Here is a 23,430-nt window from a genome sequence, read left to right on the forward strand (position 1 = left end):
CCTAGAGGGTTTCCTGCAATTCCTTGTTCGACCCGGCCAAGTCGCCCAAGGCGGCAACAGCGTTGAAGCCCAGTTCCAAGTCGGCCAGGATGTCCTTGATATTTTCCAGGCCCACGCTGATGCGGACCAGTCCCGGGCTCACTCCGGCAGCGATCTGGTCGGCTTCGGAAAGCTGCGCATGGGTGGTGGAGGCCGGGTGGATGGCCAGCGAGCGGACATCGCCGATGTTGGCCACGTGGGAGTGCAGCTCAAGCGCGTCCACAAACGCCTGGCCGGCCGCCGCGCCGCCTGCCAGTTCGAAGGCGATGATCGAGCCGGCGCCGTGATCGCTGTACTTCTTGGCGCGCTCGAACCATGGCGAGGAGGCCAGGCCGGCATAGGCGACCTTCTGCACCTCGGCGCGGGCTTCGAGCCAGCTGGCGGCCTCGCGCGCATTTTCGCCATGGCGCTGGATGCGCAGGGACAGGGTTTCCAGCCCCTGGGCGATCAGGAAGGCATTGAATGGGGAGACCGAGGCGCCCAGGTCGCGCAGCAGCTGCACGCGCGCCTTGAGGATGTAGGCCAGATTGGCGCCGAGAATGCCGTTCACGCCCAGATCGCGGGCGAACACCAGGCCGTTGTAGGACTCGTCCGGGGTGTTGAAGCCCGGGAAGCGCTGCGGGTCCTGGGCGAAGTCGAAGTTGCCCGAGTCCACGATCACCCCGGCGATCGCATTGCCGTGCCCGCCCAGGAACTTGGTGGCCGAGTGGATGACGATGTCGGCGCCGAATTCGATCGGGCGGATCAGGTACGGGGTGGCCAGGGTGTTGTCCACCAGCAGCGGCACGCCATTTTCGTGGGCGATCTTGGCGACTTCCTCGATGTCCAGCACGTCCTGGCGCGGGTTGGAAATGGTTTCGCCGAAGAAGGCCTTGGTGTTCGGGCGGACCGCGTCGCGCCAGTCCTGCAGGTTATCCGGGTCGGCCACGAAGGTGACCTCGATGCCCAGGCGCTTGAGCGTGTGCTTGAGCAGGTTCTGGGTTCCGCCATAGAGGCTGGGGCTGGCCACCAGGTGGTCGCCGGCTTCGGCCAGGTTCAGGATCGCGAAGGTGGTGGCGGCCTGGCCCGAGGAGAGCAGCAGGGCACCCACGCCGCCCTCCAGATCGGCGATCCGGGTTTCCACCGCGTCGGTGGTCGGGTTGCCGATGCGGGTGTAGATCGGTTCCAGTTCCTGCAGCGCGAAGCGCGCGGCAGCGCTCTGCGCGGTCGGGAAGACAAAGGAAGTGGTCTGGAAGATCGGCAAGGCCCGCGCGCCGGTGGCGGGATCCGGGGTCTGCCCGGAGTGGATCTGACGGGTTTCAAATGACCAATTGCTGCTCATGGTTTCCTCCAAAATAGTTCATGCGACTTTGGGGGTAGACCACTGAGAAGACACCGAGAGGAAAGACCTCGCCAAGAAGCCTTCCAGGGTTACCCGCGCTTGTCCCCAGCTGCCTTGTGCATCTGGGGGCCAGGTCTTCACCCGGGGCACCCCACCGCGGTTGGAGGGTTGCCGCCCAGTAAGCCGGGGCTTGTTACTGGGACTCATGACCTGTTTCCAGTGTGCCCGAAAACCGAATATTTTTGCAATGCGGGCACCTCAAAATGGTCGCAATCGGTCATATTTCACATCCATGGCGCTTTTGCCGCATGGAATTCGATTCCGCCAAAAACCTTAGGGTCTCCTAAGTAGAGACTGCGGTCACATGTTGTCATGATGGGCACATGATGAGGCTAGATCACGTTAGTTATGCCTGTGGCCCGGATGGGCTGCTGCCAACCGCGCAAAGAATCTCCGAGTCGCTCGGCCTGGAATTCGTCAAGGGAGGCGTGCATCCCAGGTTCGGGACACGCAATGTCATCTTCCCGCTCAAGCATGGCCAGTACCTCGAAGTGGTCGAGGTGCTGAATCACCCGGCCAGCGACAAGGCCCCCTTCGGCCAGGCGGTGCGGGCCCGTTCGGAACTCGGCGGCGGCTGGATGGGCTGGTGCGTTTCGGTGGACGATCTATCCAGCGCCGAAGACCGCCTGGGTCGCAAGTCGGTTCCGGGCAACCGCAAATTCCCCGATGGCCGCGAGCTGACCTGGCAGCAGATCGGCATCAAGGGCCTGATCGCCGACCCGCAGTGCCCCTACCTGATCTCGTGGGACGAGGAAGCCAAGGACCTGCATCCTTCCAAGGCCCTGGAGCCGACCGGGGAGATCAGCGGGATCTCGATCGCCGGGTCGCGCGATCGGGTCCTGGAATGGCTGGGCCAGCCCCAGAACGTGCACCTCGGCGCGGTGACCATGGACTACCAGGCGCCCAATGGCACCCCGGGCATCTTGTCGGTGACCTTTGAAACGCAGAACGGACCGGTAGTGTTGTAGCCGGTTCGCAGCAAGCTGCTGGCAGGCGGGGACAATGGCGTCCCCGTCTGCCTCTTTTTATGCGCCTGCATCCAGTCGCCGGCCCAGGACCACGACGTGCTGGTCTTCAAATCCCAGCCGCTCATAAAAGCCGCGCACCGCGGTATTTTCATTGCGCACCATCAGCTGCACCTTGGGCACGCCGCGCTGGGCGAGCCACTCGCTCGCGGCCTGGACCATCTTGGCGCCCAGTCCGGTGCCCTGCCGCCGCGGGTCCACGGCCAGATAATAGAGCCAGCCGCGGTGCCCATCATGGCCAACCATCACGGTGGCGATGACTTCTTCATCCTCGATCATGGCCAGCACTGTTGAAGCCGGGGTTTCCAGGGCGCGCCGGGCGTCGGCGCAGGGGTCGTTCCACGGCCGGGTCAGCCCGGTGGCCTCCCAGAGCGCAACGGCTTGGGGAATCTGCTGCGCAGCCAGCTGAGAAATCTTCATTCCTGCAGTCTAGCCGCGCTAGCTTCCGATCCCGATCGCCGGCCCGATCAGGGCATATCCGACAAAGCCGATGGCGTCGAGCAGGAAGTGCGCGATCACCAGCGGCATCACCCGCCCATACTTGTGGTAGGCCCAGCCGAAGACCACTCCCATGAGCATATTACCGATCATCGGCCCCGCGCCCTGGTACAGGTGGTAGCTGCCGCGGATCACCGCCGAGGCAATGATGGTGGTCCACAACCCCAGCTGCAATTTCCTGGCATAGCTGAACAGGAAGCCGAGCATCAGCACTTCTTCTAGCACCGCATGGCGCACCGCGGAGAGCAGCAGCACCGGCAGGCTCCACCAGTAGTCCCCCAGGTTGGCCGCGGAAATCGCTGTGGTGATGCCCAGCGCCCGGCCTGCGGCGTAGACGCCCAGGGTGCCAAGCCCCATGGCCAAAAACAGCCCGGCGCCGAACAGGGCATCCTTGCCCGGCGCGCGCAGGTCAAAGCCGATCTCCCTCGCGCCGGCGCCTAGGCTGCGCTTCATCAGATACAGGGCCAGCACCACCGGAACCAGCGCAAAGACAATGTCCAGCAGCTGATAGGAGAAGTCGAAAAATTCGCGGGTGCTCAACGTGTTGTTCAGCGAAGTCGTCTGTTCGCGCAGCGGGGCCCTGGTGGCCTTGTCGGCAAAACTCAGGATCGAATAGGCCGCGCTTTGCCCCAAGGACAGGGCGAGCACCAGAGCGACCTCGAATTTCAGGATCTTGGCATTCACGTTCTCGATCATAGGCTGATCAGGCTGTGTGCGAGCTTTGGTAGCCTGAAGACAGCGAATTAAAGGAGCATCAGTGTCCCGTCCTGCCACCATGGAAGAACTGTCCATTGCCCGCCAGCTATGTCCAGAGCTGTCCTGGGAAAATGCCGGAGTCAACGAGGGCGGGCAGTTCCACAAGGTGGTGATCGCCAACGGGCAGTCGGTGATCCGCATGGCCCGCACCGAAGAAGCCACCGAGCAGATGCCGCGCTCCATCAAGCTGCTTGGGCTTGTGGCCGATCAGCTGGACTACCAGGTCCCGGTGGCGACCTCGCAGATCTTGATGGTGGATGGGCTGAGCTCGGTAGCCATGTCCTTCATCCCGGGCAGCGCCCATGAACCGCACTACGGCGACCCCAAAATCTTGGGCAAGCTGGTTCGCGACCTGGCGCAGGTCGATCTCGAACCGCTGCGCGAGCATCTGGCTTCGCCATTTGCCTTCCGCGGCCCGTGGATCGAAGAGCGCCAACGGCAGTGTTTTGATGCCTTGCCCGATCAGCTGCGTGGCGCAGCCGCAACCCTTTGGGCCCAGCTTGATTCGCTGGCCCAGGTGCCCCCGGGGCTGGTCCACGGAGATCTGGCCGGACACAATATGCACTGGGTGGATGAAGAGCTGATCGGCATCCTGGACTGGGATCTGGCCGCCGCCTGGGATCCGGCGCTGAACACCGCGTACCTGAGCCTGTGGCACGGGTTGGAGATGGTGGATTTGATTGCGCCGAGCCCTGATGAAGCCCATCGGGCAAAGATCTGGCTTGGGCTGATGAGCCTAGAGCGGCTCTCCGATACCCTGTCGCGCACCGACAATCCCAGAATCGACAAGCTCATGCGCAAGATCGGGCCGCGGATCTTGAACGCCGCGCAGGCTGCCGGGAACTGATGCCCGATCGTTGGCACCCCTCCCCGGGGACGGCAAAGGCCCATCCAAGCTCAATGCTCGGATGGGCCTTGGCAAGCATCACCAGTGATGCAAAAAGCGATTAGCTCAGGGCTGCGATAGCTGCATCGTAGTCTGGCTCGGTGGTGATTTCCGGAACGACCTGGGTGTAGGTCACCTTTCCGGTCTCATCCAGGACGATCACCGAACGGGCCAGCAGGCCAGCCAGTGGGCCGTCGATCTGGGTGACGCCGTAGTCCGAACCGAAGTCCGAACGGAAGACCGAAGCGGCGGTGACGTTCTCGATGTCCTCAGCACCGCAGAAGCGGCCCAGCGCGAATGGCAGGTCAGCGGATACGCACACAACGGTGGTGTTCTCCAGGCCGGCAGCCAGTTCGTTGAAGCGGCGAACGCTGGCAGCGCATACGCCGGTATCTACCGATGGGAAAATATTCAGGACTACGCGGCGGCCAGCCAGCGACTCGCTGGTGACATCTGCAAGGCCGGTGTCGGTGACGGTGAATGATGGTGCCTGCGAGCCTACGGCTGGCAGTTCACCAATGGTCTGTACGGGAGTTCCCTTAAAAGCAGTATTAGCCATGGTTCTTGTTTATCACGAATGCCTATTTGACTGCCAGATTTTCGGCGAACCGGCGTGAACAAGTCGAAGGCCACCAGTTCCTCAGCTAACCAGCTGCCCGGCCCGGTAGACGCTATGGGTGAGGTTCATTCCCGGACGGTAGGCCAGATGCGCAGCTGCCGGCGCATCAAGAACGTGCAGGTCTGCGCGTTTGCCCACCTCGATGGAGCCCACCTGGTCGGCGATGCCCAGCGCGAGCGCTCCGCCGTAGGTAGCGGCTTCGATGGCCTCGGCCAAAGACAGATTCATTTGCAACACCGCGGTGGCCACGCAGAAATTCATGTTGCTGGTGTAGCTGGTTCCGGGATTGCAATTGCTGGCCAGCGCGATGCCCACCCCAGCATCCAGCAGCTCGCGCCCTGGCGCCAGCGGTTGCCGGGTCGACAAGTCGCAGGCCGGCAGGCAGGTGGCGACGGTGCCGGGCTTTCCGGAACGAGTCGTGCGGTCCCAATTGGCCCAGCTTCCGGCGAGCGCCTGGATATCCGAGTCCTCAAGGTAATTGACGTGGTCCACCGAGTGGCTGCCGAATTCAACGGCAAGTTTGACTCCCGGGCCTGGACCCAGCTGGTTTCCGTGGACCTTGGTTGCCAGATTCCGGTCTTGCGCTGCTTGCAGGACGCGGCGGGTTTGGTCTTCATTGAAGGCACCGCGCTCGCAGAAGATATCCACAAAGTCGATGTCCTGTGCGACGGCCTCAAGCATGGGGCCGGCGACAAGGTCGGTATATTCATCGGCATCAGCGCCAGCGGGGACCAGATGGGCGCCGAGGAAGGTCAGGGTATCGACGATGGGTCCGCCCAAACGCGTATGGCGGCTTTCCTCGGATAGCTCCAAGCCATAGCCGGTCTTGGTTTCCATCCACGTGGTCCCCATGGAGAGAGCCTCGGCGCGGCGTGCGGCCACCAGCCCGGCCAGTTCCTCATCGCTGAGGCTTCTGGTGGCCGAAGTGGTCACCGCGATGCCGCCGGCTGCGTAGGATTGGCCGGCCATGCGGGCAACAAACTCTTCGGCGCGGTCTCCCCCGAAAATCAGGTGGCTGTGCGAGTCGACCCAGCCTGGCAGCACGGTTCGCCCCGACAGGTCGTGGACGGTGTCGGCCGCTGGTGCATCGGTTGCCGCGCCGATCCATTCAATCCGGTCCTCGCGGATCAGCACGGCGGCATGCTCCAGCACACTGCCCGCGGCATCAACGGTGACCAGTTGCGCGATATTCGTCAGCAATGTCGTACCCATATGGCGACCTCTCTTGTTCAGCGCAGCCCGTTGCGAGGGCTCGCAAAATCCGTGGATGTTCTCCTTTGACGAGCCTACTGGCCCGAGCCTTGGCTGCGGCCTCGGCGATGGCTATTGAGATCCGGGATTTCAGACAGAACGAGGGCCCCGGGGATCCGGGGCCCTCGCTGCAGCTGCGGTTTCGGCTAGCCCTTGGTGGCCCCTGCCAGCAGTCCACGCACGAAGTAGCGCTGCAAGGCGAAGAAGACCACCAGCGGAATGATCATCGAGATGAACGCACCGGCGGTGAGCAGCTCCCAGGATTGCCCATAGGTTCCCGAGAGATCCTGGAGCGCCTTGGTGATCGGCAGTCCCCCGCCCGAGGTGAACACCGTTGCCACCAGCAGGTCATTCCACACCCAGAGGAACTGGAAGATGCCGAAAGAAGCGATCGCCGGCATCGACAGCGGTAGGACGATCTTCGAGAAGATCTTTCCGTGACCGGCACCGTCCACGCGAGCCGCCTCGATCACCTCGTCGGGGATCTCCGAGATGAAGTTGTGCAGCATGAAGATCGCCAAGGGCAGCGCGAAGATCGTGTGCGCGATCCACACCTTCGCATAGGCGCCATCCAATCCGTTGACCCCCAGCCCCGGCAGGATATACAGCCCGCCGATTTTCACGCCGTCCGAGAACAGCTGGAGCAGCGGAACCAGGGCCATCTGGATCGGAACAATCTGCAGGGCAAATACCAGGACGAACAGCGTATTGCGCCCCTTGAAATTGATCCAGGCAAAAGCGTAGGCCGCCAGGCTGGCGATGATGATCGGAACGATCGCCGCTGGAATGGTGATGACCAGCGAATTCAAAAACGCCTTGGACAGCGGAAGGCTGTCGCCCGAGGAGAAGGCCTGCGCGTAGTTGTCCAGCGTGAATGACGGGTTGGACAGGGCCGTCCACCAGCCCGAGGTCTTGATATCATCAGCCTGCCTGAAGGAAGAGACAAAGAGGCCGAAGGTGGGGATGGTCCAGATGGCGGCGATGATGAATGCCGCAATGGTGGCCCCGCGGGACGTGGTCGCCTTGCGCAGCTTCCCGCTGGTTTTTTCGGTAGCCGCCAAGAGGCGGCGAGAGGATTCGCCCACGGCGCTCATCGGATGCCCCTTTGCTTCTTATGCTGGCGGACGTTGTAGATGATGATCGGCAGCACCAGGATGAACAGGATGACTGCCAGGGCCGAACTGTAGCCGGTGCGCGCCCCGAGCTGGAACTGGCGCACCATTTCGAATGCGAGGACCGTTGTATCCGAGCGGCCGCCGGTCAATGATGAAACGATGTCGAAGACCTTGAGCGAGGCAATGGAAATGGTGGTCAAGACGACGACTACCGAGGAACGAATCCCTGGCAGCGTGACATTGGCGAAGCGCTGCCACGGGCTGGCCCCATCGAGGGCTGCCGCTTCCAGCTGCTCGGCCGGCACGCCCTTGATGGCCGCGGAAAGAATGACCATGGCGAACCCTGCCTGGGTCCAGATCAGGATGATAACCAGGAACAGCGTGTTCCATGGTTCGAGCCCGAGCCAGTCGACCGGCTTGGCGCCGAAGGCCGTGATGATCGCGTTGAGCACGCCAATCTGATCGCCCTGGCGGGTGTCGTAGAAGAACTTGAAGATGATCGATGCGCCAACGAAGGAAATCGCCATGGGCATGAACACCAGGAGCTTGAAGAATTTCTCGCCGCGGCTCTTGTCGATGAACACCGCATAGGCCAAGCCAATGATGGTGGAAACCACGGGGGCCACCAGCACCCACACCAGGGTATTGAGCAGGGCGGTCACCCCGTCAGGGCTGGTGAACACCCAGGCGAAGTTCCCCAGCCCGACAAATCCTGATCCATCATTGGACATGAACGCGGCGATAGCGGTTTTCACCGTGGGGTAGATCAAGCCGATGGCCAGCAATAACAGCGCTGGAACCAGGAAACCGGAGAGCTGCAGCAGCGAGCCGGCGCCCTCGCGGGAACGGCGGTCGGCAAAAAACAGCACGGCACCGAGCGCTGCGGCAATCACTGCCACCCACATGACCGAGTTATACAGGCCCAGGATCAGCAAGATGACCACTGGAACTACCACGGCGGCGGCAAAACGCACCACGGTGAATCCGCGCCCGGCCTTGGTGGCTGTTTCAACAAAGGCAAGGATCGCCGCAATCAGGATTGCGAAGGCAATCAAGACGATCGGCACCTGGACTAGCGGCGGCACGCCCGCCAGCCACTGGAAAAATTGGGACATGGCCTCAGGCTCCTACAATCCCGCCAACGGCCGGGAGTCCCGGCCGTTGGCGACGAACAAGGCAGTGACTAGGAGTCATAACCGGACTGGATATTTTCAAGCACTTCCTTGGTTGGCTTGCCATCGATCCAATCCACCAGACCCTTCCAGAAGGAGTCGGAACCGACGCTCTTGGGCATCAGATCAGATCCGTCAAAGCGGAAGGTGGTGTTCGGGTCCTGCAGCAGTTCAACGGCGGAGCGCAACAGGTCGCTGCTGGCGTTCTTCGGATCAAGGCCGGAGTTGGCCGAGATCACGCCGCCGAGTCCGACGCGGCTGTTGGCCCAATCCGCGCTGGCCAGGTATTCCTGGACCTTGGCGGTGTCTCCATCGTTGGAGAAGGCGGCAACAAATTCGCCGCCGCCCACGACGGACACGGGGTCATCTGCCTTGGCCGGCGGGGCGACAAAGGCCCAGACATCTCCGTCAGGGGCGACGGTGGCCTTTTTGCCATCGGCATTCTTGGAGTCAAGCACGTAGCCTTCGAGGAAGGAAGCCTGGTGGGTCAGTGGGCAGGTGCCCTTGGCTACGGCGGTTCCCACATCGCCGAAGGCGGTGGCGTTGATCGACTTCACGTCGCCGTAGCCGGCGTTGACCTGCTGGGGATCGAGCAGGATTTTTCCGACGGATTCAAAGGCGCTGGTGACCTCGGGCGAGGTGAAGTCCAGATCGCCGGCAACCCACTTGTCGTAGGCTTCGGTTCCGGCCTGGCGCAACACGGCGTCTTCAATCCAGTCCGTGCCCGGCCACCCCGAGGCCTCGCCGGATGCGAATCCGGCGCACCAGGCTGGTTCCTTGGTCTTCTTCGAGATTTCGGTGCCCAGGCTGATCATGTCATCCCAGGTCTCAGGCACGCTCACGCCCCATTCTTCGAACTGCTTGGGCGAGTACCAGATGTAGCCCTTGACGCTGGCCATCAATGGCACGCCGTACTGCACGCCATCGACCTTGCCGTAGTTCTGCCAGTCTTCGGACCAGTTGGCCTGAAGCTGGGTCTGCACTGCTTCTGGGAGCTTTTGCACCTTGCCCTGGGCCACGGTGGCCTGCAGCAGGCCGGGCTGCGGAAAGACCGCCAGATCCGGGGTGTCGCCACCCTGGACCTTGATGCCGATCTGGGATTCGAAGTTCTTGTCGCCGGTGTAGCGGATCTTGATGTCGTTTTCCTCGGACCACTTGGCCCAGGACTTCTCGAGCAGTTCCGCTTCGATGCCGGTGACCGGGCCGTAGATGTCGACGACGCCGTCGGCCTTGCCTACCTGGGCTTCGCCGCCGCCGGAAGCGTTGGGGTCATTGGGGTCTGCCCCGCCGGAGCAGCCGGCCAGGAGCATGCTGATTGCTGCCACCGAGATCACCGGCGCGAGCTTCAGCCCGCGTTTTGCTTTTTTCATGTTGCCCTCCACGTTGAGTGGTGCCCTGCCAGTTGAGGTGGCTCGGCACGAACGATCCCCTCCATAGTGACGCAGGTCATCGACGCGCGTCAACAGTTGGTGGCGAACCACTCAACAAATTGCCACTTCCGGTCAGTGCGGGGCTGGGCCCGAGCTGCCCCGGACCACCATCAGAGGGGCGATCAGCTCTTGCACCGCCGCATGGGCACGCCCCTCGATTTTCTGCACCAGCGCGTCCACCGCTGCATGGGAAATGCGCTCCCCCGAAGGGGCCACGGTGGTCAGTGCCGGAGCGACCATCTCGGCCGAACGATCCCCGACGCCCAGCGCTATCACTGAGAGATCCTCAGGAATCCGCAGCGACGCCATGCCCGCGGCGTTGACAAAACCTGCGGTGGCAAATTCCTTCAGGGCGAGCACCGCCGTGGGCCGCTGGCCCATTTTCAGGTACTCGTCCAGGGCCTGGCGGCCGCCACGGGCATTGTTCTCCACGGGGACTTCCTGCAGGATCATGCCGCGTCCGCGCACCGCATCCGAGATCGCCCGGGCCGTGCGGATGGCCGGGCCATTTCCGGCCATCTGGTCTTCGACCGACACGTTGATGTACATGATCGACTGGTGCCCGAGGCTGGCCAGGTAATCCACCGCGATACGCCCGGCCTCGGCAAAATCATTATCGACGTAGGACAGGTCATCGCTGTCATCGGGGCGCCCGATGGAAGCGAAGGGGATGTTGGCACGGCGCAATACGTCAAAGCGCGGATCGTTGATCGACACTTCCATGAGCAGCACCCCGGCCACCAGCTTCTGGCCGACCAGGCTTTCCAAACCCATCACGTCGGTCATCGGGTTGGACCACAAAAGCATGTGATAGCCCAGCGCGCGGGCACGCTCCATGGCCGCGGTGACGTACTCGAATTCGGTGGAGGAATAGCCGTCTACGCTGGTGGGAAAGTGCAGGGCCAGGATGCCGCGACGCGACCCGGCCAGGCCTTGGGCAAAGGCATCCGGGGTGTAATTCAGCTCCCGCATGGCCGCCAGGACCTTGGCCTTGGTCGCATCGGATATCGTGCGCCGGCCGCTGATCACGTAGGAGACGGTACTGGGAGATACGCCGGCCAAGCGCGCCACATCATCCCTGGTAGCCATGAGTCCTCCGCCGTTGGTAGTGCCGAAACGTAATTCCTATTGAAACACGCCGTCAGGCAACTTTCCCGGTCAGCGGCTGGCGACGAAAGCTTCCACGCAGGCCTCGATATCCTGTGCCGAGTGGGCTGCGGAGAGCTGCACGCGGATGCGGGCGGCCCCCTTGGGAACCACCGGGTAGCTGAAGGCGGTGACGAAGACGCCGCGTTCGAGCATGTTCGCTGCCACCTGGGCCGCCTTGATGGCGTCGCCGAACATCACCGGGATGATGGCGTGCTCGCCCTCCAGCAGCTCGAAGCCTTCCTCGCTCATCCGGCGGCGGAAGTGCGCCGCGTTCTCGAAGAGCTTTTCGCGCAGGTCCCCTGAGTCCACCACAAGTTCCAGCGCCTTGAGGGTTGCGGCCACGATCGACGGGGCCAGCGAGTTGGAGAACAGGTAGGGGCGGGCCTTCTGGCGCAGCATCGCCACGATTTCGCCGCGTCCCGAGACGTAGCCGCCCGAGGCGCCGCCCAGGGCCTTGCCGAAGGTGCCGGTGTAGATGTCCACGCGGTCAGAGACTCCGGCGTGCTCCGGGGTGCCGGCACCGGTGGCGCCCATGAAGCCCACCGCGTGCGAGTCATCGACCATCACCAGCGCGTTGTACTTGTCGGCCAGATCGCAGATGGCTTCAAGCGGAGCCAGGTAGCCGTCCATGGAGAACACGCCGTCGGTGACGATGATGGTGCGGCGGGCACCCGCCCCGTCGTTCAGCTGCGCGGCAGCCTGCAGCTGTGTCTCCAGATCCGCCATGTCCTGGTTGGCGTAGCGGAAGCGGGCCGCCTTGGATAAGCGGATGCCGTCGATGATCGAGGCGTGGTTCAGCGCGTCGGAGATGATGGCATCTTCCTTGCCGAACAGCGACTCGAAAACACCGCCGTTGGCATCGAAGCAGCTGGAGAACAGAATGGTGTCCTCGGTGCCCAGGAATTCGGAGAGCTTGGCCTCCAGTTCCAGGTGCGTATCCTGGGTGCCGCAGATGAAGCGCACCGAGGCCATGCCGAAACCGCGATCATCCATGGCGGTCTTGGCGGCGTCGATGATCTGCTGGTTATCGGCCAGGCCCAGGTAGTTGTTGGCGCAGAAGTTCAGCACCTGGCGTGCTTCGGCGCCCAGCGAGCCGGCCATGATCGAGGCTGACTGCGCGGAGTCGATGTGGCGTTCGGCCTTGAACAGCCCGGAGGTCTTCAGCTCGTCAAGCTCGGCGGCCAGCTGGTCTTTGAGGTCGGTATACATGGGGATTGCTCCTTGTTGGTGCGGGGAATTCTTAGTCTGCGAAAACGGTCCAGTCGAGCACGACCTTGCCGCCGTGGCCGCTGCGGGCGGCTTCGAAGCCCTGCTGCCATTCGGTAGCCGGAAGGAAGTCGGTGACCACCGAGGAGATGCGCTCGCGCATCACGTCCGAAGAGGTGAGCATGGCGCTCATGGCGTACCAGGTTTCGAACATTTCCCGGCCGTAGATGCCGCGCAGGGTGAGCATGTGGGTGACTACCTTGCCCCAGTTGATATCGATCGAGGTGCTTGGCAGTCCGAGCATGCAGATCTTGCCGCCGTGGTTCATGTTTTCGATCATTTCCGGCAGGGCGGTCTTGTGGCCGGACATTTCCATGCCGTAGTCGAAGCCCTCGACCATGCCCAGCTGCTGCTGGGCTTCCTTGATCCGGGTGGTGGCCACATTCACGGCCAGGTCGATGCCCATGGACTGTGCCAGTTCCAGGCGCTGTTCGGAGACGTCGGTGATGGCGATATTGCGGGCACCGACGTGGCGAGCCACCGCGGCGGCCATCAGGCCGATGGGGCCGGCCCCGGTGATCAGCACGTCTTCACCGACCATGGGGAACTGCAAGGCGGTGTGCACGGCGTTGCCGAAGGGGTCAAAGATGGCGCCGAGCAGCGGGGTGATGCGCTCATCGCGATGGATGTAGACGTTGCTTTCGGGGATCGATACATATTCGGCGAAGGCGCCATCACGCTGGACGCCGACGGAATCAACGTTGATGCACATCTGCTTGCGACCAGCACGGCAGTTGCGGCACATTCCGCACACCACGTGGCCTTCGCCGGAGACCCGGTCCCCGACCTTGACGCCGTGCACGAAGTCGCCGATCTCCACGACTTCGCCGTAGAACTCGTGCCCTGGGACCAGCGGGGTGTTGATCATGGCCTTGGCTGCATCGTCATAGGCCTCGATGTGCAGGTCGGTGCCGCAGATGCCGGCAGTCATGACACGGATTTTTACATCGTGCACGCCTACTTCTGGTTCTGGGCGGTCCACGAGTTCCAGCCCAGCGTGCGGCCCGGACTTGTACAGTGCTTTCATGCGTGATCCTTTTCAGATGGCCGTCGGGTTCACACGCGACGGACTGTGTTGCTTCCAGTGTCGCACCACACTCCCGGGGAAAACATGTTAGAAGAAGCACGATTTGCTGATCTATTGATTTAGCATTTACTTCATGGAATTACATCAGCTGCGGATCCTGCGCGAACTTGCGGATCTGGGGAGCGTCAATGCCGTGGCCAAGGCGCTGTTCGTCTCCCCCTCGGCCGTTTCCCAGCACTTGGCCCAGTTGCAGCGCGGGTTCCCGGCGCCCCTGACCCGAAAGGAAGGCCGGCGCCTGGTGCTCACTTCCGAGGGCAAGCTGCTTGCTTCCGCAGCCGCGTCGGTGGCTTCGACACTGGCCGAAGCCTCGGCAAGAATACGCACGGTGGAGCAGGACAAGAATGTTCCCATCAACGTCGCCGGATTCCATTCCATCGGGCAGACCATTTTTGCGCCGCTGCTATCCCTGCCCGAAGGCCAGTTGCCGCCCCTGCATTTTTCTGATGAGGATGTTTCGCAGCAGGATTTCCCGGCACTGACCTCGACCTACGATTTGGTCCTGGCCCACCGCATGCCGCATACGGCACCGTGGCCCGAAGAGCGCATCACGGTGATCCCGCTGGCCTTCGAACCTCTGGATATCGCCATCCACAAGGATCACCGGTTGGCCGAATTCGATCAGCTCTCCCCCGAGCAGGTCATCGATGAACGCTGGGTCGTTTCCCGCTCCGGATATTCGCCGGCCGATGTCTTGGAAACCATCGCCGCGCTGGCGGGCAAGGCTCCGCAAATCGAGCACCGGGTCAATGACTATGCAACAGCTGGTGCACTCGTCGAAGCCAGCGATTGCCTGGGGATATTGCCTCGATTCACGGCGCGGAAAACCCTGGATGAATCGGTGGCTTTACGACCGATTAAAGGCATAAACTCCGGTCGACAAATCGACCTTTTATTGAGGGCGGAACACCTGCACCGAAAGACCGTCAATGACGTCATCGAGGCAATCAGAAGCACTGTAAAACGCTTGGTGATCAGCTGATTCCGAGATTAGGGAAAACGGGCTTTTTGCCGGGCAGTATATACGGGAATTCAAAATATTTGAGAGCTCGGAGTTTCTATCAGTTTCCGAAGTCCTCATTACTTTTGTGAATAGTTCTCATCACTGCGCTGCTCCGCCCGCAAAGGACCCCGTATGTGCAACAAAAGCACAGCCTAGTTCTGATTGGAGCGTATCGGTATGATCGCGATATGAATTCATCGCGTGAGATTCTACCTTCAACGGTCCGCATGTTTCCAGACTATGCAGACACAGTGTTGTGGTTTAACGAGCCTATTGACTATGCCACGGCCCAGCTATCTGCTGCGCTGACTCACGAACTCTCACAGTGGGAACAGTCTTACTATGACGGTTTGAACCGGGATTATGAGTGGAAATCTCCAGATTTGGCCCGACAGTTCGGTGCTGCGGGTGAACGATTAGCACAGCGTGTCGCTGATGAACTTGGCGATAGGTTTGAAATTGAATTGGTCGCAAGCGACGGTGATGTGCCGGAACGCAAGTTTCGGTCAAACGGGCCCGCTCTTAACCCTCAAGCTGCACAAGTGTTTGATGCTTTAGCCATCGAGATCAAAGCACTAGAAGAAGAGGTAGCGCATGCGCTGGAGGCAACGCGGCGTGGAGAAAGCACTGGGTGGTACGCCTATGCGCCACGATCCAATACCGTATTTACACCTCGACAACCAAAAGATTGATAATCGGCTTTTAAGCACAATGAGCCAGCACTCAAGTTGGCGATAGGCGGCGTCGCACTCGGGGTTGGCTCCTTGGACACAAAGTGTGGGTTACAGCGACGCTATTGTCGGGCATCCAGGCACAACGAAACGAAGCCACCTTGGCGACGAAATGCAAGACGGCCTCCGGGCTGTTCTGGAGCACGGAAACAATAAACGTTAACCTGGTTGCTGGCAGTCGCGAACGTCTCAAGTTCGCCAACATCAAGCAACTACCGGAGTCGGGACTGTTCGCCGCGGAATTAGCCGCGCTGGATCCAGGTATCCTGGCCGTTGCAATCGATGTTGAAGGCAATGTGGATCTCACTGGCATTGAGTCTATGCCCTGTCTTGTTCATCTGCTGATTCATGGATCCGAGAACGCCGAGTCAAGAACAATTTCTTGTCTCGTAGAGTGCCCATGCGGAGCCAATTTATGGATGAAGCCGCGCTAAACTGGCAGCGTTGCACGCAAATTCCCTGAGTCCACCAATCCGCAACCCAGCAGACCGGGCACAACGAACACATGAACAGTACCCCAAAGTTCCGGCGCACGTCAGCCCTGCCACTGATCGCCCTGGTTGTCATCTCCTCACTGGCCATCGTTGGGGACGAAGCCGCCTCCATGTCCATGGTGCTCACCGCTGTCCACCAAGGCCAAACCTGGATGGTCACGTGGTTTTCTCTCGCTCTGGCCATCCCGGCGATGATTCTGGCCCCTTTTGGAGGGGCAATTGTCGATCGATATGACCCTCGGAAGATCTGGGGCGTATGCCTTGCGCTGCAAAGCCTCTGTATCGGTATCGCTGCGCTGCAAGATGACTTCTGGTCCCGTCTAGCACTGTTAGCAGCATCAAATGTCATCAACATCCTCTCCAGCAGCGCCGCGTTCGCCTTGCTGCCCAAGTTGACTGCCCTATCCGCATCGAACGTGCCAACTCCTTAATGGCCATTGGATCGTCCTTGGCCTACTTAGTTGGGCCCGCACTATCTGCCGGGCTATTCGGCATAGTCGGTGCATCGCTGATGTTGGGTGTGAATGCCGGAACCACCGCGGTGCTCGCCGCCACGGCCCTGGTCCTGGTGCTGCGCGTGGAACGCCCTGAATCCGCCGAACCCGACTCTTGGAACCTCTTTAATGGCGTGCGCGATGGCTGGCGTGCCATACGATCCTCCGCCATTGTCGCGGCCACGATGCCGCTGCTGATCCTCATCATGATCAGCACCTCGATTGAAGCCGTCGCGGGCGTATTCTGGCTAAGGCAAATCTCCGGAAGCGACATGCTCTACGGTTTGGTCCTGTCCTGCTGGGCCGTGGGATCAATCATCGGTGCATATTTGGCCGGCACCAAGCGCCTCGCTCCTCGCACCATGCTGCTCATCGTGGGTGGCGGGCTATGCATGGCACTAGCGATATTGGCCGAAGGCCTGGCCCCGATCGCCATTATCATCGGCATTGCCTTCGTCATTGGCGGCATGGGCAACGGAACGCACAACGTCGGGGTCCGAAACATGTTCTTCCAAGATATCTCCCAAGCCCACACGGGCAGCGCCTGGGCCTACTATCGGATGCTCACTAGCACTTCCGTGGCCATAGGCTACATCGTCGGCACCCCACGTACACCGGGAGAGGCTCAAAGCATGGTGATTGTCGCCGGAGTCTGTGCGTTGGTCGGTGTCCTGGTCGCCTTTGTCGCCCTGCGTTTACTCCGGCTCCACAGAAGAAACCCCAGGTCACATGCAACGCCTGCCCCGAGAGACGAAGCCGATCCGTCCACGGTAGTTTCCAACTAACCAAAAGCCTCGTCAACCATGAAAAACACGATGGCTGGTTCGCAGGAAATCCTGTTTTCCGTCATCGATGGAAATTCGAAAACACTGTCCCGCAGAGCGTTCCCATGTGAACCGAAATTCATATCGGGCACCAGCAGGATCTTCCGCAAATCGCCAACGATTCACAAAATGACCGGAAACAAGCCAGCCTAAACCGGATACAGACTGATTATCATGGCCTCATGGCCGAACGTATTATGTATATTCAACTCAAGTCTGGATACAACACAGATCGTGGACCTGCATGGATTAGTCGTGTCCGGTTCTCCAAATCTTGGAGGACAGCGTACTTCCAAGATCTTGCTCTGCGTCAAGTCTCGGGACTTTTTGACGCAAATTTCGTTGACCCCGCTACTGGCGACGAGTATTGGGTTTCTGGCCCTAAGCGAGACCGTACTGATGGACGTTATACCAACGAGCAGCCGTCCGTCGATGCTGATGTAATCGATGAATACAAGGCGTTTCTCGCTGGTGCTCCATTGCCAGGAAAAGAAAAAGGCTGAACGAAAACAAGACTCCCAATGAGCTTTACCGAATCGGAACGGGGTAAATTGCCTGTTGCGCAATTTGCTGCCAAGGGCCTGCCCCTGAAAGAGGACTCGGGCAGAATCACCTGAAGGCGACGAATCGTGCCGGTAGAGTTCCCCATAGCGCGAGTTAGTCGCAATTGCACTTACATAACCGGGGGAACCATGAAAACGCCTAACCACGCCAGAAGCGAAGCGGGACATCGACCTCATTCGGCTGGCGCCCACGCGCTCACGCCAAAAACCAAGCCCAGCGCAGTCGCAGCAGTGATAGCACTGGCGATGGCGCTGGCCGGGTGCGCTCAGCAGCCCGCAACCGGAAGTTCCGACCCGGTCCCCGTGGAAACATCAACTACTTCCTCGATATCAGCAGAGGCCGATTCCCCGACAACTGGAACAGCGACGATATCCCCGCCCTCGACAAAAGTCGCGCCGGGGATGCAGCTAATGGAGCAAGGCCAGTTCTGGGACATCATTAGCCGTTCGCTGGAAGTCTCAGATGGAAGCATCGAGCACCAAGCGGCTGAGCTGGAGGACATCCTTGCGGACTTGCCACCTGCTCAGGTCGCATCCTTTAATGCAAGGTTCGTTTCTAAGAATCTAGAGCTCTACTCGTGGGAGTTGTGGGGTGCTGCCTATGTGCTCTACGGCGGGTGTTCCGACGACTGCTTCGAGTACCTCCGCAGCTGGGTGGTCGGCCAGGGCCAAGACTACTTCAAGGCCGTGCTGCGGGATCCGCAGACGTTGGACAATGGTCGTCTAAGCTTCGCTTTCGAGAGCGATGAAGCGGAGTGGCTGTCCTACGTCGGTGAGGATGCGTACCTGAGAGCCAGTGATGGCCGGGATCTATACGAGGACTACCCGCAGAGTCCATCGACTATTGCAGTCGGTGAGCCTTCGGGGACGGCATGGGACGAAGAAACAGTCGAGAGTCTCTACCCGGATCTCTCGCCCCTTCCATGATTCGAGGAATGTAGGGTGCTGATTGCCGCGCGATCCAGACGTGCAGCAATTCACCGCTTGCAGCGGAAAGGGATAGGCATTCAGATCGTCCTGCAGAGAGTTCCTCGTGCGTAAAACGTTGTCGATACGTTCCTAAGTCGCACGGCATCCACGGGCATTTTCGGAAATCTAGAACGAGAGAAGTACCATTTTGGTTGGTTCAACTAGTACTACCGACCAAACTGGATACTATGACCTCCACCAAAGATTCCGTACTTGAATTGACTCGAATGATGCGCTAGTACGAAGTAGCAAATAACTCACGCATACTCGATCGAGTGCTTGCACATATCGCGCCAGAGGCTAGCTTTTGGTTCTCCGATGGGTCCTATTACGGACACGAGGAAATCCGACCTGCACTGCAGAATACCTTCGATACGATCCAGAATGAGGTTTATTCAATCCATGATTTGGCTTGGGTAACAGTGAAGAGTGATATTGCTGTCTGCCGATACCATTTTTCATGGACTGGACTAGTAAACGGTCAACCGCGATCTGGAACCGGTAGAGGGACTAATGTTCTTGTCAGGCACAAGTCTGGTTGGCTTATACAGCACGAGCAACTGACATCCGATGGATAGAGACCCGTAGAGCGTTCCTCAACGGATAGCCCGGCTCAAATCTATGGTCCATGGACAGAATTGCTAGGGACTTCACGGAACCAAAAAGTTTGCTGCTCGTTTCAATAACCGTCAGTTTGTGTCAACGGATATGGATCTGTCCAATCGACCTGCCCGTAGGATCACGCCCATTCCTGAGCAGCCATCAAAGTCGAACCTGTCAAGACTTTTCTAATTTATTTATTACTTCAGAAAGTAATGGATTCAAAAGCGATACCGGTAAAAAATTTCTTGGCTTTTCAAGTTTCTCTACAAATAATAATCAATACGCATAAATAATGCGTATCCCAGCTTATAGAGTGTGGAGGATCTTGTGAATCCTTTTCAAGACCGACACAAAGGCAAAATGCTTTTGTGCGGAGCTGTAACCCTGTCATTGGTGGTACTGCCCTCATTTTCCGCAGTAGCTCAGCCAAATCTCGTTCCTAGTGTTTCTTCATCAAAGTCTGCGGCTTCTAGTTCGCATGAAGAAACAGTGGTTCAGCTTGGCGCAATCGAGGCTTATGGCGAGGCCGCGGAACTGGTGCTAGATGCGCCAGGAGCATCTTCGTCATCGCTCGCTAGAATGGCCCGGCCCCTTTCTGATACGGCCGAAGAGTCTGTTTCAGTCGCACGAGAAGAATTGGGTGAAATTTCACTCACCTTAGGCGAACCTGCCGACGGTGGTTACAACTCAAGCGTAGAAATTGAGTCTCCAAAATTGGTGTCCTCAACTGAGACCCAGCAAAAAGTAAGTGCGACGGTGACTTTTAGCTACTATCTTCAGCCGGATGACAATGGATACTCTGGCCCGTCTTCTTGGACAGATGAACATCTGTTGACCTTGGAGGAAGGTAATGAAGGTTGGGCTGTCGTTGCTGACGAAGTGGTTCCTTATGAAGTGAGCAGCCTGGCTGCCGATGAGAGCGACCCTACCCCCGAGCCAGGGGAAATTCCGGTGTCTCCTGATCTGAAGTCGATTGATGACAAGCCCGGCATTCCGATTGAAGACATTTTGCAACCAGGTGATGGAACAATCGGAGTACCAGCCGCAGGATACTCAATGCAGAACAGCATTAATGTTCAAAAGTTCGTCTCTTATGCGATTAGCCGCACTTCCGGAAGCTACGCAAAAGACGGCACGGCCTATGTCAACGGTACATATCCGAAGTACAACAACAACTGCGCTAATTTCGTTTCTCAGGTGCTGGACCAGGCGGGATGGTACCTGACCGGAGGCAATTCTACTCAGATTCATGAAAAGACGAAGTGGACTTTCAACCTTGCCGGTATTGCAGGGGCAACGAGAACTTGGACGAAGGCCAGCAATCTCTATTCTTACTCGCTGAACACCGGTAGGTACAAGTTCCTATCGAACGTCTGGAATGCACGTTCAGGAGACTTGATCTTTGTAGATTGGGATCCAAATGGTTACCCAGACGGGTACATTGATCACGTAATGGCTGTCACAGGACGAGCAAACTATGCCCCAAGAATTTCACAAAAGTCATCGAACCGTTCGAATATTTCCCTCGAAACAACGGTAGCCTTGGCCAAGCAGCAGGGTAAGAAATACACGTGGTATGGACTGGATCTACGGTAGAAAGCGGTCAGAATGAGCGATTTGTGGAATAGCCAGCCGCTCTCTTTTTGGGTTCTCGCTGGAGTGTGCGGAATAGGGTTGCTTTCAGTCGGGCCGCTACTTTGGTCTTTCTCTAAGTCGAATCGCAACGGCAAAATACTCGCGGTTGTGGGGACTCTTCTCGTTGCAGCTTCTCTAGTGGTGTTGGTTTACCCTGTCACCATTAATGGTGCGATGTGCGGTCGGGGAGCTGGTGCTACAGGCTGGGTTAATCCTCCTTCCTATGGTGGATACGAATGCAGGGACGCACAGTGGAGGGTGTTTTGGGCTGGAATGGTGTTGCTCGTACTGGGGGTTGGATCTTCAGTTGTTTCACTATTTCCACATTTCAAATCACGTTCACGTGATTCTTCGTTGAACCACTAAGCTCGTAGTTTTTTGCATTTGTGAGAACCGCTGCGGTGATTGGTATTCCTGGATGGATGCTAATTACGGCAGCGGTTTTCTATGTCAGTCTGAATGCGTGTTGTCCTTACGATTGGGTCTGTATGCGCATCTTTCCAAAAATGGTCGTTTTTGATTTTTCTGTTTACCGCCTGATGGGGGATACTATGAAATTCTTTAGGGCTTCTTGTCTGAGGCCATTTCCACGCGCAGTCAATACAATATTGTGAGGTTCAAATGCCGTCTGAAATCCGTGCGAGATGCGCGTCTTGTAGGGTTGCTTTACGTCAGGGAGACGATAAGGCTTGGTTCGGACCAGCCGGATACTCGCTGTGCTCAAAGTGCCGTTTCCACGACGCCAGGTATGAAGCAAAAGAAACGCGATAACGTTGTTTGCACTCGCGAAAAACTGGTCCATTAGTCTAGGCCGAGTTCTTTTGGCCGGCTGAAACTGCGAGTGTGGCTTGATCTTGGGTTGACTTATTGCTCCAGACGATCATGCGACCTTTTACCGTTACACGTGAACGCGCTGAAGAGTCATAATCGATCAATAATGCATTATCGAGAGGATTGTCTTGCTATTGCATTTAGAGGTACGGATATTCGTGCAAAAGTGGCACCCTTGGATTCGAAGAGATACTTTCGCCCATGAAATGATGCGCAATCGGGGTTGCACCCCGTCCGCGTGCAGTTGCCCATCAGCCCACTTATCTGGGCGAAAAGGCTGGTTTCAGTTGAGCCGTCGAGGACTCCTGCGCCATGGCGCCTGCATCACACAACGATCCAGGAGGAATGCCACGCGCTGAAGTGAAGATATCGGTGGCATAAGAATCCTAGCGAAGCACACTGACCAGAACCTGGCCGTCGTCCGGCCAAAGGACGGCCACAACGACTTATCCCAAATCTGTCGGCCCGCGAGTGATGCTGTCAGAAATTCCGCAACGGTTGACGTTGTGGACGGTGTTGCTCACTTAGTACTCAGCAAAAGCCTGGTCGCACCGATGACGCGCGAGTCAAGCATAAATCTGTATCACAGCTAGGCATAGCCGCGTAGCTTTGAACGTCTTAAAGGCGAATTTGAGCTTGACCTGAAATGCAAGTCAGCGCACGCCAACGGGGGCGTACTCCAATTTCAATTCATTGGAGAGGCCAAACCAGAGATGCTGCCCGCAGCTGGCTAAGCGTAAGGGCAGCATTCTAGTCGGTGTTTTGAAATCAGCCGTTGAAGGTGTCCGGATTTGGACCCGTACGGCCATCGCGGTCTAGAGCATCGATGTTTGCCAGTTCATCGCTGGTCAGTTCGAAATCGAACAGATCCAGGTTGGCGATGATCCGGGATTCGGTCACCGACTTCGGGATGATCACGCGACCCTGCTGCAGGTGCCACCGCAGGATGACCTGAGCTGCAGTGACCTCGTGCGCGTTGGCAATTGCCTCGATGGTTTCATCGGTGAGCATGGCACCCTGGGCCAGCGGGCTCCACGCTTCGGTGACGATGCCATGTCCGTTGTTCACGGTAATGACTTCGCGGTTCTGCAAAGCGGGGTGGAGTTCAACCTGGTTCACGGCCGGGACGATGCTTCCCCCGGCGGTCAGCTTGTCCAGGTGCTCTGGCTGGAAGTTCGAAACGCCGATGGCGCGGATCTTCTTGTCGGCGTACAACTTCTCCAGTGCCTTCCACGTCTCAACGTAGAGATCCTTTTCCGGAGCTGGCCAGTGAATCAGGAACAGATCCAGGTAGTCCAGGCCCAAACGCTGCAAGCTCGCCTCGAACGCTTCCAAGGTCTGCTCGTAGCCCATGTCCGCAATCCAGATCTTGGAAGTGATGAACAGCTCTTCGCGGGCAACACCGGACTGGACAAGTGCCTTGCCCACGCCTTCTTCATTGCCGTAGATCGCAGCGGTATCGATGCTGCGGTACCCGGCCTTCAGGGCTGCAGCCACGGCGGCGGTGGTTTCCTCGTTGGGAACCTGGAAGACTCCGAAACCGACCTGCGGCATTTCAACGCCATTGTTCAGGGTGATGGTGGGAATTGCGGTAGTCATAACTAACTCCTTG

23 protein-coding genes and 1 riboswitch are annotated in these 23,430 nt (G+C 59.0%); of the genes, 11 read left to right on the plus strand and 12 right to left on the minus strand.

Annotation, left to right across the window (positions count from 1 at the left end):
- Position 1: 1 nt before the first annotated feature.
- A complete protein-coding gene (locus ACT7DV_RS01195; RefSeq protein WP_444660535.1) occupies positions 2 to 1,360 on the minus strand; it encodes a bifunctional o-acetylhomoserine/o-acetylserine sulfhydrylase in 1,359 nt (452 codons plus the stop codon).
- Between the two features lie 90 nt (positions 1,361 to 1,450).
- Positions 1,451 to 1,571, minus strand: a riboswitch (SAM riboswitch).
- Positions 1,572 to 1,743: 172 nt separating this feature from the next.
- Between ACT7DV_RS01195 and ACT7DV_RS01200 the strand changes: the two genes are divergently transcribed.
- A complete protein-coding gene (locus ACT7DV_RS01200) occupies positions 1,744 to 2,388 on the plus strand; it encodes a VOC family protein (RefSeq protein WP_146277937.1) in 645 nt (214 codons plus the stop codon).
- A gap of 57 nt (positions 2,389 to 2,445) precedes the next feature.
- Here ACT7DV_RS01200 and ACT7DV_RS01205 read toward each other — a convergent pair whose 3' ends face one another.
- Together ACT7DV_RS01205 and ACT7DV_RS01210 are read right to left on the minus strand one after the other, a co-directional pair.
- Positions 2,446 to 2,865 (minus strand): GNAT family acetyltransferase, encoded by a 420-nt coding sequence (locus tag ACT7DV_RS01205; RefSeq protein ID WP_444660536.1) that lies wholly within the window; start codon positions 2,863 to 2,865, stop codon positions 2,446 to 2,448.
- Positions 2,866 to 2,883: 18 nt separating this feature from the next.
- Entirely contained in the window at positions 2,884 to 3,639 is a 756-nt protein-coding gene (locus ACT7DV_RS01210; protein WP_444660537.1) for a CPBP family intramembrane glutamic endopeptidase, read from the minus strand.
- A gap of 61 nt (positions 3,640 to 3,700) precedes the next feature.
- On the opposite strand from ACT7DV_RS01210, the gene ACT7DV_RS01215 reads away from it, so the two are divergent.
- Complete coding sequence (locus ACT7DV_RS01215; protein WP_444660538.1) at positions 3,701 to 4,546, plus strand: phosphotransferase family protein; 846 nt, start codon at positions 3,701 to 3,703, stop codon at positions 4,544 to 4,546.
- A 100-nt stretch (positions 4,547 to 4,646) separates the two neighbouring features.
- Here the strand turns inward: ACT7DV_RS01215 and tpx are convergent, their stop codons facing one another.
- From tpx to tdh, 8 genes are all read right to left on the minus strand, one after another.
- Complete coding sequence (gene tpx / locus ACT7DV_RS01220) at positions 4,647 to 5,144, minus strand: thiol peroxidase (protein WP_444660539.1); 498 nt, start codon at positions 5,142 to 5,144, stop codon at positions 4,647 to 4,649.
- 81 nt (positions 5,145 to 5,225) lie between these two features.
- Positions 5,226 to 6,416 (minus strand): imidazolonepropionase, encoded by a 1,191-nt coding sequence (gene hutI / locus ACT7DV_RS01225; RefSeq protein WP_444660540.1) that lies wholly within the window; start codon positions 6,414 to 6,416, stop codon positions 5,226 to 5,228.
- A 185-nt stretch (positions 6,417 to 6,601) separates the two neighbouring features.
- Complete coding sequence (locus tag ACT7DV_RS01230) at positions 6,602 to 7,549, minus strand: carbohydrate ABC transporter permease (RefSeq protein WP_444660541.1); 948 nt, start codon at positions 7,547 to 7,549, stop codon at positions 6,602 to 6,604.
- Positions 7,546 to 8,685: a carbohydrate ABC transporter permease gene (locus ACT7DV_RS01235; RefSeq protein ID WP_444660542.1), complete on the minus strand. Its 1,140-nt coding sequence runs from the start codon at positions 8,683 to 8,685 to the stop codon at positions 7,546 to 7,548. The genes ACT7DV_RS01230 and ACT7DV_RS01235 overlap by 4 nt, the downstream gene beginning before the upstream one ends.
- 68 nt (positions 8,686 to 8,753) lie before the next feature.
- Positions 8,754 to 10,112, minus strand: a complete 1,359-nt coding sequence (locus ACT7DV_RS01240; protein ID WP_444660543.1) for an ABC transporter substrate-binding protein — start codon at positions 10,110 to 10,112, stop codon at positions 8,754 to 8,756.
- A 132-nt stretch (positions 10,113 to 10,244) separates the two neighbouring features.
- Positions 10,245 to 11,261, minus strand: coding sequence for a LacI family DNA-binding transcriptional regulator (locus ACT7DV_RS01245; RefSeq protein ID WP_444660544.1), 1,017 nt, complete (start codon positions 11,259 to 11,261; stop codon positions 10,245 to 10,247).
- Positions 11,262 to 11,330: 69 nt separating this feature from the next.
- Positions 11,331 to 12,530, minus strand: a complete 1,200-nt coding sequence (locus ACT7DV_RS01250; protein ID WP_444660545.1) for a glycine C-acetyltransferase — start codon at positions 12,528 to 12,530, stop codon at positions 11,331 to 11,333.
- A 31-nt stretch (positions 12,531 to 12,561) separates the two neighbouring features.
- Complete coding sequence (gene tdh / locus ACT7DV_RS01255) at positions 12,562 to 13,614, minus strand: L-threonine 3-dehydrogenase (RefSeq protein WP_444660546.1); 1,053 nt, start codon at positions 13,612 to 13,614, stop codon at positions 12,562 to 12,564.
- A 133-nt stretch (positions 13,615 to 13,747) separates the two neighbouring features.
- Here tdh and ACT7DV_RS01260 point away from each other — a divergent pair, with 133 nt between their 5' ends.
- The 9 genes from ACT7DV_RS01260 to ACT7DV_RS01300 all read left to right on the plus strand — a co-directional run bounded on the left by ACT7DV_RS01260 (position 13,748) and on the right by ACT7DV_RS01300 (position 20,948).
- A complete protein-coding gene (locus tag ACT7DV_RS01260; RefSeq protein WP_444660547.1) occupies positions 13,748 to 14,653 on the plus strand; it encodes a LysR family transcriptional regulator in 906 nt (301 codons plus the stop codon).
- Positions 14,654 to 14,862: 209 nt separating this feature from the next.
- Positions 14,863 to 15,366 carry a hypothetical protein gene (locus ACT7DV_RS01265; RefSeq protein WP_444660548.1) on the plus strand — a complete coding sequence of 168 codons (504 nt, stop codon included), beginning with the start codon at positions 14,863 to 14,865 and terminating at the stop codon, positions 15,364 to 15,366.
- A 104-nt stretch (positions 15,367 to 15,470) separates the two neighbouring features.
- Positions 15,471 to 15,839: a hypothetical protein gene (locus tag ACT7DV_RS01270; RefSeq protein WP_444660549.1), complete on the plus strand. Its 369-nt coding sequence runs from the start codon at positions 15,471 to 15,473 to the stop codon at positions 15,837 to 15,839.
- Between the two features lie 71 nt (positions 15,840 to 15,910).
- Positions 15,911 to 16,330 carry a hypothetical protein gene (locus tag ACT7DV_RS01275; protein WP_444660550.1) on the plus strand — a complete coding sequence of 140 codons (420 nt, stop codon included), beginning with the start codon at positions 15,911 to 15,913 and terminating at the stop codon, positions 16,328 to 16,330.
- A gap of 17 nt (positions 16,331 to 16,347) precedes the next feature.
- Positions 16,348 to 17,178, plus strand: a complete 831-nt coding sequence (locus tag ACT7DV_RS01280; protein ID WP_444660551.1) for an MFS transporter — start codon at positions 16,348 to 16,350, stop codon at positions 17,176 to 17,178.
- A gap of 221 nt (positions 17,179 to 17,399) precedes the next feature.
- Positions 17,400 to 17,720 (plus strand): hypothetical protein, encoded by a 321-nt coding sequence (locus ACT7DV_RS01285; RefSeq protein ID WP_444660552.1) that lies wholly within the window; start codon positions 17,400 to 17,402, stop codon positions 17,718 to 17,720.
- Between the two features lie 189 nt (positions 17,721 to 17,909).
- Positions 17,910 to 18,707, plus strand: coding sequence for a DUF4240 domain-containing protein (locus tag ACT7DV_RS01290; protein ID WP_444660553.1), 798 nt, complete (start codon positions 17,910 to 17,912; stop codon positions 18,705 to 18,707).
- Positions 18,708 to 19,012: 305 nt separating this feature from the next.
- Positions 19,013 to 19,327 carry a YybH family protein gene (locus tag ACT7DV_RS01295; protein WP_444664746.1) on the plus strand — a complete coding sequence of 105 codons (315 nt, stop codon included), beginning with the start codon at positions 19,013 to 19,015 and terminating at the stop codon, positions 19,325 to 19,327.
- Positions 19,328 to 19,679: 352 nt separating this feature from the next.
- A complete protein-coding gene (locus ACT7DV_RS01300) occupies positions 19,680 to 20,948 on the plus strand; it encodes an amidase domain-containing protein (protein ID WP_444660554.1) in 1,269 nt (422 codons plus the stop codon).
- A gap of 1,638 nt (positions 20,949 to 22,586) precedes the next feature.
- Here ACT7DV_RS01300 and ACT7DV_RS01305 read toward each other — a convergent pair.
- Positions 22,587 to 23,417, minus strand: coding sequence for an aldo/keto reductase (locus tag ACT7DV_RS01305; RefSeq protein ID WP_444660555.1), 831 nt, complete (start codon positions 23,415 to 23,417; stop codon positions 22,587 to 22,589).
- Positions 23,418 to 23,430: the final 13 nt, after the last annotated feature.

Source organism: Glutamicibacter sp. TV12E, assembly GCF_052441935.1.
In the GTDB taxonomy this organism is placed as follows: Bacteria; Actinomycetota; Actinomycetes; order Actinomycetales; family Micrococcaceae; genus Glutamicibacter.